This window comes from Rouxiella sp. Mn2063, assembly GCF_049319665.1.
Classification (GTDB): Bacteria; Pseudomonadota; Gammaproteobacteria; order Enterobacterales; family Enterobacteriaceae; genus JBMOUD01.
Map to the genome: position 1 here is coordinate 408,608 of NZ_JBMOUD010000002.1, position 12,853 is coordinate 421,460.

General features: G+C 52.5%; 13 protein-coding genes. 9 read left to right on the forward strand and 4 right to left on the reverse strand.

All coding sequences use genetic code 11. The annotated features are described in order from the left end of the window. The first annotated feature begins 6 nt into the window (after nt 1–6). Nucleotides 7–1,185 carry a M20 metallopeptidase family protein gene (locus ACL9RG_RS05250; protein ID WP_422791538.1) on the forward strand — a complete coding sequence of 393 codons (1,179 nt, stop codon included), beginning with the start codon at nt 7–9 and terminating at the stop codon, nt 1,183–1,185. Nucleotides 1,186–1,237: 52 nt separating this feature from the next. Here ACL9RG_RS05250 and ACL9RG_RS05255 read toward each other — a convergent pair whose 3' ends face one another. Beyond that, the gene (locus ACL9RG_RS05255) at nt 1,238–2,107 is read right to left on the reverse strand and encodes a phosphoribulokinase (RefSeq protein ID WP_422791539.1); all 870 of its coding nucleotides are present in this window, start codon (nt 2,105–2,107) and stop codon (nt 1,238–1,240) included. Nucleotides 2,108–2,357: 250 nt separating this feature from the next. Here ACL9RG_RS05255 and ACL9RG_RS05260 point away from each other — a divergent pair, with 250 nt between their 5' ends. Then, nucleotides 2,358–3,170 (forward strand): creatininase family protein, encoded by an 813-nt coding sequence (locus tag ACL9RG_RS05260; protein ID WP_422791540.1) that lies wholly within the window; start codon nt 2,358–2,360, stop codon nt 3,168–3,170. A 32-nt stretch (nt 3,171–3,202) separates the two neighbouring features. Here ACL9RG_RS05260 and ACL9RG_RS05265 read toward each other — a convergent pair whose 3' ends face one another. Continuing rightward, nucleotides 3,203–4,102, reverse strand: a complete 900-nt coding sequence (locus ACL9RG_RS05265; protein ID WP_422791541.1) for a LysR family transcriptional regulator — start codon at nt 4,100–4,102, stop codon at nt 3,203–3,205. A gap of 141 nt (nt 4,103–4,243) precedes the next feature. On the opposite strand from ACL9RG_RS05265, the gene ACL9RG_RS05270 reads away from it, so the two are divergent. Genes ACL9RG_RS05270 through ACL9RG_RS05300 form a run of 7 tightly spaced genes read left to right on the forward strand, consistent with a single transcriptional unit; the run spans nt 4,244 to nt 11,556 of the window. After that, a complete protein-coding gene (locus tag ACL9RG_RS05270; RefSeq protein ID WP_422791542.1) occupies nt 4,244–5,263 on the forward strand; it encodes a BMP family protein in 1,020 nt (339 codons plus the stop codon). Nucleotides 5,264–5,276: 13 nt separating this feature from the next. Further along, nucleotides 5,277–6,830: an ABC transporter ATP-binding protein gene (locus tag ACL9RG_RS05275; protein ID WP_422791543.1), complete on the forward strand. Its 1,554-nt coding sequence runs from the start codon at nt 5,277–5,279 to the stop codon at nt 6,828–6,830. Next, complete coding sequence (locus tag ACL9RG_RS05280; RefSeq protein ID WP_422791544.1) at nt 6,827–7,948, forward strand: ABC transporter permease; 1,122 nt, start codon at nt 6,827–6,829, stop codon at nt 7,946–7,948. Before ACL9RG_RS05275 ends, ACL9RG_RS05280 begins: the two co-directional genes overlap by 4 nt. Then, complete coding sequence (locus tag ACL9RG_RS05285; RefSeq protein WP_422791545.1) at nt 7,945–8,883, forward strand: ABC transporter permease; 939 nt, start codon at nt 7,945–7,947, stop codon at nt 8,881–8,883. Before ACL9RG_RS05280 ends, ACL9RG_RS05285 begins: the two co-directional genes overlap by 4 nt. Nucleotides 8,884–8,921: 38 nt before the next feature. Continuing rightward, on the forward strand, nt 8,922–9,353 hold the full coding sequence (locus ACL9RG_RS05290; RefSeq protein ID WP_422791546.1) for a cupin domain-containing protein: 432 nt from the start codon (nt 8,922–8,924) through the stop codon (nt 9,351–9,353). Further along, a complete protein-coding gene (locus tag ACL9RG_RS05295; protein WP_422791547.1) occupies nt 9,353–10,144 on the forward strand; it encodes a cysteine hydrolase family protein in 792 nt (263 codons plus the stop codon). Before ACL9RG_RS05290 ends, ACL9RG_RS05295 begins: the two co-directional genes overlap by 1 nt. A gap of 17 nt (nt 10,145–10,161) precedes the next feature. Next, complete coding sequence (locus ACL9RG_RS05300) at nt 10,162–11,556, forward strand: amidohydrolase family protein (RefSeq protein WP_422791548.1); 1,395 nt, start codon at nt 10,162–10,164, stop codon at nt 11,554–11,556. Nucleotides 11,557–11,567: 11 nt separating this feature from the next. On the opposite strand, the gene ACL9RG_RS05305 is transcribed toward ACL9RG_RS05300, so the two are convergent. Then, a complete protein-coding gene (locus ACL9RG_RS05305; protein WP_422791549.1) occupies nt 11,568–11,810 on the reverse strand; it encodes a YheU family protein in 243 nt (80 codons plus the stop codon). A gap of 13 nt (nt 11,811–11,823) precedes the next feature. Next, on the reverse strand, nt 11,824–12,795 hold the full coding sequence (locus ACL9RG_RS05310; RefSeq protein WP_422791550.1) for a hydrolase: 972 nt from the start codon (nt 12,793–12,795) through the stop codon (nt 11,824–11,826). Between the last annotated feature and the right edge of the window lie 58 nt (nt 12,796–12,853).

Sequence of the window (12,853 nt, forward strand, 5' to 3'; positions counted from 1 at the left end):
TTAACGATGACAATTGATTTTACTAAGTTAATTTCAGAAGTTAATGCAGACGTTGTGCGTTGGCGCCGGCATATACACGCCCATCCAGAACTGTCGTTTCATGAACAGGCGACGGCAGATTACATTGCCGAACAACTGGCTGAATTTGGTCCTTTGACGATTAGTCGCCTGACTCCCACCAGCGTCGTTGCTGAATTAAAAGGCAGCCAGGCAGGCCCTATTTATGCCTTGCGTGCAGATATCGATGCCTTGCCGATTTTGGAAGAAACTGGCGAAGAGTTTGCTTCGACTCACCCCGGGGTGATGCACGCCTGTGGGCATGATGCGCATACGGCAATGTTGCTGGGGGCTGCCAAAGTCTTATCGCAATGCCAAAGCGCTCTGCGCGGAACCGTGCGTTTTATTTTTCAGCATGCCGAAGAAGTACCACCGGGTGGCGCGCAGGAATTAGTGAAACTCGGCGTTTTGGAAGGGGTAACGATGATTTTCGGATTGCACGTGATGCCGCTCGCTCCCACGGGGAAGGTCATGCTCAAAGAGGGCGTATATTCAGGTTCCAGTGATAATTTTGATATTTTGATCAAAGGAAAAGGTGGGCATGGTTCTGCCCCTTATCTCAGTATCGACCCTGTCACCGTCGGGGCGCAGGTCATTACTGCACTACAAAATATTGTTTCTCGTCGCCTTAACCCTAGCTTCGCACCTGTGCTGACAGTGGCAACGTTCAATGCTGGACAAATCTACAACATTATTCCTGATACGGCGGTATTGACTGGGACACTGCGTACGCACAGCCCGCAGGTTCGTCAAGAAGTGCCCAAGCTGATGGAGCAGACAGTTAAGGGGATTACGCAGGCCTTTGGTGCTGGATTCGATATTAAATGGAGCGAAGGCTATACCATTGGGCACAATCATCCTGATGCCAGTGCGATTGCTCGCAAAGTGATTGTTAATTCAATCGGGGAAGAGGCATTGCAAGAAGCCAGCGTACCTATGTATGGCAGCGAAGATTTCTCTTCTTATCAGGAAAAAATCCCCGGTTGTTTCTTATTTGTCGGCAGCGGCAATCCGCAGATTAACGCCAACTACATGGTGCACAATCCGTTGTTTAAACTCGATGAAGCCATGCTGGCAATTGGTGTAAAACTCCACGTTGGGTTTATTCGCGAGTTGTTGATGAATTAATGTCATTTGTCGAGAGGTAAAGCACCCAGCTATCGTCTGGGTGCTTTACGTTTTACTCGATCTTCTTGCCTTCCATCAACCGTTGTACCAGCGGGGCCATAATGAGCTCCATCGCCAGCCCCATTTTGCCGCCGGGGACGACCAACGTATTGATATGTGAAATAAACGATCCTTGGATCATCGCCAGCAGATACGGGAAATCGATATGATCCAAGCCACGGAAGTGGATCACCACAAAGCTTTCATCCAATGAAGGAATCGCTTTGGCGGCGAAGGGATTCGAGGTATCGACGGTGGGTACGCGCTGGAAGTTGATATGGGTGCGCGAAAACTGCGGCGTAATGTAGTTAATGTAATCATCCATCGAACGCACCACGGAATCCATCACCGCTTCACGTGAATGCCCGCGCTCCCCGGTGTCACGCACCAGTTTCTGAATCCATTCCAGATTGACAATCGGTACTACGCCAACCAATAAATCTACGTGGCTGGCAACATTAATGTCTTTTGCCACCACGCCGCCGTGCAGCCCTTCATAAAACAGAATGTCGGTAGGCTCAGGCAGCGGCTGCCAGGGAGTAAACGTCCCCGGTAACTGGTTATAAGGAACGGCTTCATCATAGGTATGCAAATACTTGCGTGACCGACCCGTGCCGCTTCTGCCGTATTCGATAAAGCTTTGTTCTAAGAGAGAGAAGTCATTAGCTTCCGGGCCGAAATAGCTGATATGGCGACCTTGATCCCGTGCTTTACGAATGGCCGTGTCCATTTCGGGACGGGTAAAACGGTGAAAACTATCCCCTTCCAATTCAGCGGCGCGCAGCCCGAATTGCTGAAAAATCTTGCGAAATGCCAAGCTGGTGGTGGTGGTTCCAGCTCCACTTGAGCCGGTGACGGCGATAACAGGGTGTTTAGCGGACATAGCTGATGGTGGCTCCCTACTGGTGACACGGGCTGGTGAAGTCCGCGCATAATTAGTCCATTGTTACCATACTTAGGCAACAAATTATAGAACACTGTGCAGCATAATCTGTGGCCTATTTCTTGTGTTGAGTGATGCCTAAAACACAACGCAGCGGCGACTTTTTGTTGCTTTAATCTCAGATGTAATTCACTACACTGTCGGCAAAAGCATCGCGACCTGTTGCTCAAAACTCTCGGAGATACCTGATATGCAAATGCCTTCATCGCGCTGGTGGTGGGATCTGTCCACATTGGAATTTAGCCAATTAGAGATGGAAAACATTGTTGCCATCTTGCCAATCGGGGCGGTTGAACAGCACGGGCCGCATCTGCCGGTGCGGGTAGACGAGGCGATTAACGCCGGGATTGTGGCTCGCGCTGTTGAGCTATTCCCGGCTGACTTACCGGCACTGGTGATGCCCGCATTACCGATTGGTAAATCAGACGAGCATCTGGAATACCCCGGCACTTTGACCCTGCCTTTCGAGGTCTTGGCGCAGGTGTGGTTTGAAGTGGCGAAAAGCGCGTGGCGAGCCGGTGTACGTAAAATTATCTTTTGGAACTCTCACGGCGGTCAGCCGCAACTAATGGAGATTATCTGCCGTAAATTGCGTGTTGAATTGGGGATGTTTGCCGTCGGCGCCAGCTGGTTTGCCACTATCGACAGCTCAGATCTGTATAGCGAGAAAGAATTACAGTTTGGGTTGCACGGCGGGGAAACCGAAACCAGCGTAATGCTGCACCTGCACCCAGAATTAGTGAAGATGGCGTTAGCGGAGGATTTCACCTCGGCGGCGGAATCTTTGGCGAAAAAAGGCGGCATTTTAACGCCAGAAGGTGGGGTAAGCTTCGGCTGGCAGGCGCAAGACTTACATCCGGCGGGCGTAACAGGTAATGCCGCCGCCGCTGATGCCAAGCGTGGCGCAGAACAGGTAGAGCGCGCCGCCAATGCACTGATCGCATTAGTGAAAGAAGTGGCAGATTATCCGTTAAGCGCGCTGACGCAGAACACCCGTTTTTAGCTTTCTCATCGCTGTCTACCGGCTGCGCTCTGTCAGCCGGTTTCCTCCATCATGCCTTTAATGGTTTCTGCCAGCACGCTGCCGATGGTGCTGGTCCCGCGATCGTGACCAATCAGCATTAATTTTTGCGTCTGCTGGCCCAACTCTCGTACCGGAATGTAAATCAAACGCCCTGCGCGTTGATCAAATTCGATATCAAATGGCGTCAGGAAGGTTAGCATTTGGTCGATCATCGCCGTGTGGCGCATCACCTCAATGGAGTTAGTTTCCACCGCAGGATGGACCGTCACCAGGTTTTTAGCGAAAACATCGTTGAGATAGGGGCGAATAACCGTGGTTTTATCTGCAATCACAATCGGATAGTTAATACAGTCACTGATGCGCAGACTGGTCTTATCCGCCAGTGGATGACCTGGTGCGACAACGGCACCTAATCGCCCGACGGCGCTGGAGAGCAAACGCAATGTCGGCGGCAGCACAAAATCGAAGCCTAAGCCTAAATCGGCCTCGCCAGATTCAACGGCGGACATGATGTCATCGCCATCGGTCAGTTGGCGCAGCAGTAATTTTACCCGCGGATTGGCGCGACGGAATTCGCTAACCAGCCTTGGGATCAGGTTGGCGGCCAATCCGCTCATCATCGCCACGGTGACTTCGCCGCGGCGTAATCCCTTCAACTCTTCGATTTTTATCTGTGCCCATTCCATCTCTTTAAAAGATTGGCGCACGTGATGAATCAATACTTCTCCTGCGGCGGTCAGCACCATTTTGCGCGGCAGGCGCTGAAATAACGGCGTACCCAGCTCATCTTCTAACGCCAAAATCTGTCGGTTAATCGCAGATGCCGAGATATGCAAACGGGCCGCTGCTTTACGGATAGAGCCGGCACGAGCCACTTGATCGAGGTACATCAATAATCGGTATTGCAGCATGTTTTCTCTCCGCCAGATGTGATTGCACATTTTTAGCACAAGCGTTGCTTAAAAGGCATCGTTGAGTGCGAAAAACTGTGCTTTTAAGGTAACGAAAATCGAGGCATAACTGAACTTCTGTTATCCGGGGGAGTAAAGGTTATGTCTGGTTTATCGCGCCGTAATTTTGCCAAAGCGCTGGCAAGCATGATGTTGGTTCCGTTGGCCGCACCGCTGTTAAGCCGTAAGGCATTTGCTGCCGGTGAAGAGATTAAAGTTGCCCTGTTATTGCCAGGCTCAATTGCCGACGGTGGCTGGAACCAACTGGCTTATCAAGGGCTGCAAAATCTGAAAGCACAGGGTTTTAAAGTATCCAGCAGTGAAAGCGTCTCGCAGGCGCAGATGGAGCAGACCATTCGCGGCTATGCCGACGACGGCTATACCCTGATTATCGGCCACAGCTTTGAATATGGCTCGGCTTTTGACGAAATTGCCCCGGAATACCCGGATACCTATTTCTTTGCCACCACCTTCAAACCGGCAGAGAAAGCACCAACCAACGTTGAATTTGTTGATTTGGCTTATCTGAATGTGGCTTACGGCGCAGGCGCACTGGCGGCATTAATTTCTGAAAAAGGGAAAGCGGTTGGCTTTGTCGGCGGCGGTGACAACCCGACGCAGCAGGGCATGATGCGCGCCTTTATCGCCGGTGCGCAGAAGACTCGTCCAGGCATTAAAGGAGTGGGCATTGTTACCGGCGACTACGACAACGCCGCTAAAGGTCGTGAAGCGGCCAGCACCATGATTGGCAACGGTGCGGACGTGATTTGGCACAGCGCCGATGTGACCGGCTTGGGTGCGATCCAAGGGGCGGCCGCGGCAAAAGTTAAAGCCATTGGTTGCTACTCCGACCAATCACAAATTGCGCCGGACTTTGTTGCCACTAGTTTTGAAACTAACCTGCCTTGGGTGGTCGAGCAAATCGGACACGACGTACAGAATAAAAAATTCCTAGGTGGTCAGGAATGGAAACCGTCGGTGGCGAAAGCCTGGCTGCCGCTGTATGGCAAAGAGAGTTACAACAGCAAGCTGATTACGGCTGATAACTGGGCCAAATTCCAGACCATCTGGCAACAGCTCGACAGTGGCAGCATCGATGTTGCCAGTTTGATTAAGTCTTGAGGGTAGTTCGCTCATGAACCTGCGTAATACCGCTGCAGCTCCGGCGTTTGTGGAACTGAAAGGCATCACTAAACAGTTCGGTAAAGTTCTGGCTAACGATAGCGTCAGCATGACTATCGGCAGTGGGAAAATTGTCGCGCTGTTAGGCGAAAACGGCGCGGGAAAAAGCACCCTGATGCAGATCCTTTATGGTCTGTATCAGGCGGATGCCGGAGAGATTAGGGTCGCCGGTAAACCAGTACGCATCACCCATCCCGGCGATGCCATTGCGTTGGGTATCGGCATGGTGCATCAAGAATTTATGCTGGTACAGCCGATGACCGTGGTTGAGAACGTCATCCTTGGACTTAAAGAGACGCGCAGCGGTCGGCTGGATCTGCACAGCGCTGCTAAGCGTTTGCAGGCCATTTCCGATCGCCACGGGCTGGCTGTTGATCCCTGGGCTCGGGTCGAACATTTGCCAATTGGTGTGCAGCAGCGCGTTGAGATCCTCAAGCTGCTATATCGCGATGCCAAAGTGTTGATCCTCGATGAGCCTACCGCAGTACTGACACCGCGCGAAAAAGAGGGATTGTTCGCTACCTTGGCTTCATTACGTGCCGACGGTCGTTCCATTGTTATCGTCACTCATAAGTTGTACGAAATCATGGCGATTGCCGACAGCGTCTCGGTGATGCGAAGTGGCAAGATGGTGGAAAGCGTGGCGGTTGCCGCCACCTCGGAGGCGGATCTGGCGCGGCGTATGGTGGGGCGTGATGTGTTGCTGCGCGTCGAAAAGCCGCAACAAGTACCAGGTGACGAGGTATTACACATCGACAATATCGCCATGCGTGACAGCGCCGGTAATCAGAAGATTTGGCGTGTCTCGCTCAAAGTTCGCGCCGGTGAAATTCTTGGTATTGCCGGTGTGGATGGCAACGGGCAATCAGAACTGGCCGATGCACTATTGAATTTGCGCCCTATTGAAGCTGGACGCATTCGTTTATCTGGCGTGGATATTTCTGACTATAGCCCGGCACAACGTCGTGCCGCAGGTATTGGTTTTATTCCTGCAGACCGCCGTGGCGTGGGTTCCATCGTTTCAATGTCAATTGCTGACAACGCTATCTTGGGCGCGCAGCGTCAATACACCCATAAAGGCGGCTGGTTCCTTAGCCTGCAAGCGATCGCGGCTAAAGCGAAAGATATTGTTAAACACTTCAACGTTGTCACACCGGATCTGGATTTTGAGGCCGGTAAGTTGTCCGGTGGCAATCTGCAAAAATTGATCCTCGGGCGCGAAGTCATGCGGGCGCCAAAATTGCTGGTGGTCGAGCAGCCGACGCGCGGACTGGACGTCGGTGCGGTGGAGGCGGTGTGGCAAGGACTACTCGAGGCACGCCAGCAAGGCTGCGCGATTGTGATGATCTCCGCCGAGTTGGAAGAAATTATGAATTTATCCGATCGCATTGCAGTGATGTACAGCGGCCAAATCGCCGGCGTACTAGATACCCGCGAGGCGACGGTAGAACAAATTGGTGAACTAATGGCCGGTGGCAAGCTGCCCGTGCGTCAGGAGGTGGCATGAAACCTATTTTTGAACGTCGACAAACGCCAGCCGATTCGCGCTGGGCGTTAGCTGGCACCACGATATTCGCATTATTGCTGGCTTTTGTGCTGGCAGGGCTGCTGTTTATCCCTTTTGGCGCGAGGCCATTGCAGGCTTTTGTTTCTTTGTTTGGTGAAGCTTTTGGCTCTTTGCGTGGTCTGGCGCAAACCCTGATCCAAGCCACGCCACTGATTTTGATTGCCCAAGCCACCATTGTCATTTGGCGCGGTGGCCTGGGTTATATCGGCTTTGAGGGGTGTTTTTTAGTCGGTGCAACCGCCGCTTCTTGGGTTGCGCTGGGCAATGTTTCACAAGGGATAGGCATCGCGTTACCGGCGTGGGCGTTTTGGCCTGTCGTGCTGGTCGTCGCTTTCGCCGCGGGGGCGTTATGGGCAGGTCTGGTTGGGATTCTGCGCGTGCGTTTTGGCGGCAACGACGTGTTGATTTCCTTGATGGCTAACTATGTTGCGGCTTTTTTGGTGCAGTACCTGGTTTCTGGCCCGATGCGTGCCGTGGGCGATTTACCACAAACGCCGCGTCTGCCGTTGGACACTTGGTTGCCGCCGATGTTTAGCGCAATGCGCGTGCATATGGGGCTGGTGATTGCCCTGGTCTGTTCACTATTTGTCTGGGCGCTGATCCGAAAAACTCCGCTGGGTTACGAAATTATCGTCAGCGGACTCAATCCGAAAGCGGCGCGTTATGGCGGCATCAACGTGATGCGTCGTCAAATGTTGGCGGTGTTCCTCGGCGGGGGCATGGCGGCACTAGCCGGACTGTGCGCGGTGTTGGGTGTTCAGCATCGTTTGATGGATGGGCTTGCCGGTGGCGTTGGTTTTGTCGGGGTAGTTGTCGCGTTACTGGCAAGGCTTAATCCATTGATGGTGATCCCAACGGCGATTTTATACGGCGGTCTGGAAGTCGGTGGTAACGCCATGCAACGTGATAGCGGTTTGCCAACCTCGGTGATCTTCATTTTGGAGAGCCTGGTCGTGTTGTTGATTCTGGCAGGCGATATTTTGCGTTATTACCGCATTAACTGGCCAAAGCGTGTGCTGGAGCACCGGTTAGATACCGCGCAGGAGAAGAAATCATGAGTCTGTGGGCTGATTTGGACAGCGCATTCGTTGTCACTTGGTTAGCAGCGGCTGTGCGTCTGGCTGGTCCAGTTTTACTGGCCTCGCTGGGCGAGATTTATGCCGAACGTTCCGGGGTGCTCAATATTGGTATTGAAGGCACGGTCTTAATGGGCGCGCTGTCGAGCTATCTGGTATCGGTCTATTCCGGCTCCAGCGTGTTGGGATTTTTTGCGGGTGGAATAGGCGGGTTACTGGTCGGGCTATTTTTGGCGTTCTTTTATCTGCGGGCGCTGGCCAGCCAGGTGGTGGTCGGGATTGTATTTAATATTTTGGCCGCCGGATTATCGACTTATATCTACAGCCTGGTGATGGGCAATAGCAGTTCACCGACCATCACCATGTTTAACTCGCTGTCAGTTCCCTGGTTGTCGTCAATCCCGTTGATTGGTCGAGTGTTTTTCCATCAACCTTGGCCGCTCTATTTCACCTTAGTGATGGTCGTTGTGGCACAGGTGGTTTTATTCCATACGCGCTTTGGGTTATCGCTGCGTGCGGTAGGAGAAAATCCCCGCGCCGCTCATGCTGCAGGCTTAAACGTCCAGCGCATTCGTACCTATGGCGTGATGCTCTCCGGGTTAAGCGCCGGGTTAGCCGGTGGTTATCTGGTCACCGCGCAGATTGGCCTGTTTCGCGACAATATTGTCAGCGGCGAAGGTTTTATTGCGCTGGCGATCGTTATTTTTGGCCGTTGGAGCCCGGTAAAAGCGCTATTGGCTGCCTTTATTTTCGGTGCGGCCGATGCGCTGCAACTCTCTTTGCAATTGGTAAATAACCACATCCCTGCACAGTTGCTGCTGGCGTTGCCGTATTTACTCACCATTTTAGCGATGTCCGGCTTGGTAGGGAAAACTGTCCAACCGGGTGCCCTCACTCAGCCTTATCGTAAGGAGTAGCAGGGGATTCTGCTACCTGGATATTTTAGGAGATACCGATGATCAGCAACTTCCGTGGTACCGATGTGAAATCCGCTCAGGCTTTTCGTATCAGCCCGAATGACAGCAACTACTTCGCTATTTTGTTCGATAAGCATCAGGACGATATCGAAAATATTTTCGTTATCGAGATTTTTAAAATCGGCGGTGCGACGCCACCTAATGAACACGCGGTAGCACACGAATTTTTCTACGTGTTGCACGGTGAAGGCATTGCCAGCTGTAGTGGTGAAGAGGTGTCACTACGCAAGGGGGATGCTTTGCTGCTTAAACCAGGTAATGAGCATGTGATCCGCAATACCGGTAGCAGCAAGCTCTATACCTTGACGGTAATGACGCCCAATGAAGGCTTTGCCGAATTGATCCGTTCCGGTGAACCCGTTGCGCTGGATGACGAAGACTTGAGGATCCTCAGTGGGGAGCAGGCGTAATGCGTCAACGACCGGCTAACTTGACTCCGCTGGGTGCCAGCTCGCGTAACCAGTGGCATGTGTCCGCACAGGACGTAGATTTAGTCCGTGATACGCCGCCGCCTGCGACGGTGACACTGCGTGATGGCCAGCGGCGTATTCACCTCGATGTTGGCCGCACCGCGCTGATTGTGGTGGATATGCAAAACGACTTCTGTCACCCACAAGGCTGGTTAAGTCATATCGGCGTAGATGTCACGCCCGCCCGAGCACCGATTGCGCCACTACAGCGTTTGTTGCCTTCGCTGCGCCAATCGGCAATGCCGGTGCTGTGGCTCAACTGGGGCAATCGCACGGATAAGCTGAATCTCAGCCCTGCGGTGTTACATGTCTATAAACCGACCGGTGAAGGCGTGGGATTGGGCGATCCGCTGCCCTCGAATCATGCTCCGGTATTAGAGGCGGGGAGCTGGGCGGCGGCGGTAGTCGATGAACTTGCACCACAGCCGCAAGACATATTGGTGAATAAATATCGCATGTCAGGGTTTCAGGATACCGAGCTTGATAGCATCTTGCGCAACCTCAATGTCACGACCTTGTTGTTTGCCGGGGTGAATGCCGACCAGTGCGTGCTTTGTACCTTGCAGGATGCCAATTTCCACGGCTATGACTGTTTACTGCTCGAAGATTGCTGCGCAACGACATCGCCGCAGTTTTGTATGGATGCCACGTTATATAACGTGCGCCAGTGCTTTGGTTTTGTGACGGATTCGCAGCAACTGCTTGAACAGTTGGCCGAGTCTGCCGTGTAGAACGATTGAGGTAACAGATGGGCAGTTATATTTTGGCCGACGGCTGGGTCGTCACCATGAACCCCGCGCGCGAAGTGCTAGAAGAAGCCAGCATATTGATTGAAGGTGATCGCATTAGTGCAATTGGCACGCGCGGACAACTGGTCGCCAGCCATCCTGAAGCCGAGGTATTGGATTGCCGCAATGCGATTATTATTCCCGGCATGGTCAATACCCATACGCATCTGTTCCAAACCCTATTAAAAGGGCTAGGCGATGATATGGTGCTGAAAAAATGGTTCACCTGCATGACTGGACCGAGCGCCGTGGAATTGACCGAAGAAGATGTGTCGGCAGCGGCGATGCATGGCTGTGTGGAGTCTTTGCGTTCCGGTGTTACCTCGCTGGTCGATTTTATGTATGCGCATCCGCGCCCGGGGCTGACTGCGAAAGTGGTCGAGGCCTTTGAGATAACGGGTATTCGCGGTTACGTTTGCCGCGGTTTTCTCACCACTGGTGCAGAGCACGGTATCCCGAGTGAATTAATCGAAACGCCCGAGGCGGCACTGGCCGATGCGCGGCGTTTGATAAAATTTTATAACCGCCCCGATGCGCGGGTAAAAGTGGGTATTGCGCCGAGTATGATCTGGGCATTGGACGAGAAAGTGCTGCGCGGTACGCGCGAACTCGCTAATGAAACGGGGGCGCTGATTACGACTCACATCGCAGAAACCGATTTCGAGATAGCCCAGTCGCAGCTGCGCTTCCAGTCTACTGATACCGAATTTTTAAGCGATATTGGCTTTCTTGGCCCGGATGTATTGGCGGTACATTGCGTACAGTGCGCCAGCCGCGATATCCGTGCATTGAAGCATCACGATGTGCGCGTATCCCATAATCCGTGCAGCAATATGTATCTGGCCTCTGGCGTGGCGCCTATCCCAGAAATGTTAGCGGCGGGTATTACAGTGGGATTAGGCTCGGATGGTCCGGCGAGCAGTAATAATCACAGCTTATTCCAAGCGATGAAAATGGCGGCGCTGTTGCAAAAAGGTGTACATCGCGACCCGACGATTATGACTGCAGAAAAAGTGCTAGAGATGGCAACTATCGACGGTGCACGGGCTATCGGCTTGGATCACCTGATTGGTTCGATAGAAGTGGGTAAAAAAGCGGATATTGCTATCGTGGGCACCGATCATCCGGCAATGACGCCGGTGCATCATCCGGTTTCTTCGCTGGTTTACTCGGCGCTGGGCCATGAGGTGACGGATGTGTTTATTGATGGTGAACCGGTATTACGTAACGGTAAGCTGACCAGAGTGAACGAACGGGAAGTTTTGTTGCGCTCGCAGCAGGCGGCGAATAGTTTAGCCGAGCGGGCGGGCAGCGATCGTTTTAAACGCCGTCCTTGGCGCGCGAGTTCTTTCTAACGGCATCCTGCTTAAAACTGTTCTCTCTCTTCATCCCCCGCGCGGAATTGTCCGCGCGGCATAATGTTCAGCGTTTCGTGCAATTCTGACCAGACTAATACCACGTCGCTGCTTTTTAGCTGACGAATAACGTCGGCGACTTTCTGTTCCAGCGAGCGTTCCTGTTCGCCGTAATCGGTACCTTCGCGCAGGACGAAGGCCTCAATGACGTTATTCAGGGTTTCCGCGTCCAACTCTTTCCAGGGAATAATCACGATAGGCTCTCTCTTAAACCAAATGAGGTGCCAGCCAGGTTGGAATTCGCTGCTCGAGCCACATTTGTGGACGACGTAAGCTGCCAGTAACAAAACCGACGTGGCCGCCGTGCTCGGTCAGTTGATATTCGATATTGGCCGGTAAATCTTTAACGTCGGGGATCACATCATGAGTCATGAAGGGATCGTCCTTGGCGTGGATAATCAGCAATGGGATCGCCACCTGGGGTAAGAGTGGCAGGGCGCTACAGCGGCGATAATAATCCAACGCATCTTCAAAACCATGAGCCTTAGAGGTAATGGCATCATCAAATTCGCGCAGACGTTTCATGGCATTGAGCTGTTTTAGCGTGACCGGCAAACTATCTGGATATTTTTTCAGTTTACGCCGGGCGTTAATTTTTAACTGATTGAGTAAATAGCGCTGATAAAACTGCGATGGGCCTTTTTCCAAACGGTATGAACAAGGTTCTAACATTAAGGGGGCAGAGACCACCACCGCCGCTTTCAACCGGCAGTTTTCCCCTTCTTCGGCCAGATAACAGGCCAGCATATTGCCGCCAAGTGACACACCAACCGCTCCGGTTGGCACATCGCCATAAGTTTGGGTCATCCAGTTGAGGAAGAAGCGTGCATCTTCGGTTTCACCCGAATGATAGATACGCTCCATCTTATTTGGCTCACCGCTGCAACCACGAAAATGCATCACGACACCCAGCCAGCCTTGCTTGCGCCAGGCATTGAGTAAACCATGAGCATAAGGGCTATGCACGCTGCCCTCTAATCCATGAAACATCACCATACGAGGCTTGTCTTTCGCCAGTTCGGGATCTTCACTCCACGCTAGGTCAATAAAATCGCCGTCGGGAAGATTCAACCGCTGCCAATGCGGCTTGATCAGCGTGCGTCGCCGCAACAATCTTGGCAGCAGTGTTTGCAGGTGAGGATTACGAGCACCTGACAGAGGGCGGAATATTTCATGCATAACGTGAATTAAATTCTCTTAAAAACAAACTTGTAGGATCAATACCACACTGATAATT

Excerpts from the sequence above, each read along its gene's own strand:
- ACL9RG_RS05290 (WP_422791546.1), top strand. The coding sequence starts at position 8,922 with ATGATCAGCAACTTCCGTGGTACCGATGTGAAATCCGCTCAGGCTTTT.
- ACL9RG_RS05255 (WP_422791539.1), bottom strand. The coding sequence starts at position 2,107 with ATGTCCGCTAAACACCCTGTTATCGCCGTCACCGGCTCAAGTGGAGCT.
- ACL9RG_RS05295 (WP_422791547.1), top strand. The coding sequence starts at position 9,353 with ATGCGTCAACGACCGGCTAACTTGACTCCGCTGGGTGCCAGCTCGCGT.
- ACL9RG_RS05280 (WP_422791544.1), top strand. The coding sequence starts at position 6,827 with ATGAAACCTATTTTTGAACGTCGACAAACGCCAGCCGATTCGCGCTGG.
- ACL9RG_RS05270 (WP_422791542.1), top strand. The coding sequence starts at position 4,244 with ATGTCTGGTTTATCGCGCCGTAATTTTGCCAAAGCGCTGGCAAGCATG.
- ACL9RG_RS05300 (WP_422791548.1), top strand. The coding sequence starts at position 10,162 with ATGGGCAGTTATATTTTGGCCGACGGCTGGGTCGTCACCATGAACCCC.
- ACL9RG_RS05250 (WP_422791538.1), top strand. The coding sequence starts at position 7 with ATGACAATTGATTTTACTAAGTTAATTTCAGAAGTTAATGCAGACGTT.
- ACL9RG_RS05260 (WP_422791540.1), top strand. The coding sequence starts at position 2,358 with ATGCAAATGCCTTCATCGCGCTGGTGGTGGGATCTGTCCACATTGGAA.
- ACL9RG_RS05285 (WP_422791545.1), top strand. The coding sequence starts at position 7,945 with ATGAGTCTGTGGGCTGATTTGGACAGCGCATTCGTTGTCACTTGGTTA.
- ACL9RG_RS05310 (WP_422791550.1), bottom strand. The coding sequence starts at position 12,795 with ATGCATGAAATATTCCGCCCTCTGTCAGGTGCTCGTAATCCTCACCTG.
- ACL9RG_RS05265 (WP_422791541.1), bottom strand. The coding sequence starts at position 4,102 with ATGCTGCAATACCGATTATTGATGTACCTCGATCAAGTGGCTCGTGCC.
- ACL9RG_RS05275 (WP_422791543.1), top strand. The coding sequence starts at position 5,277 with ATGAACCTGCGTAATACCGCTGCAGCTCCGGCGTTTGTGGAACTGAAA.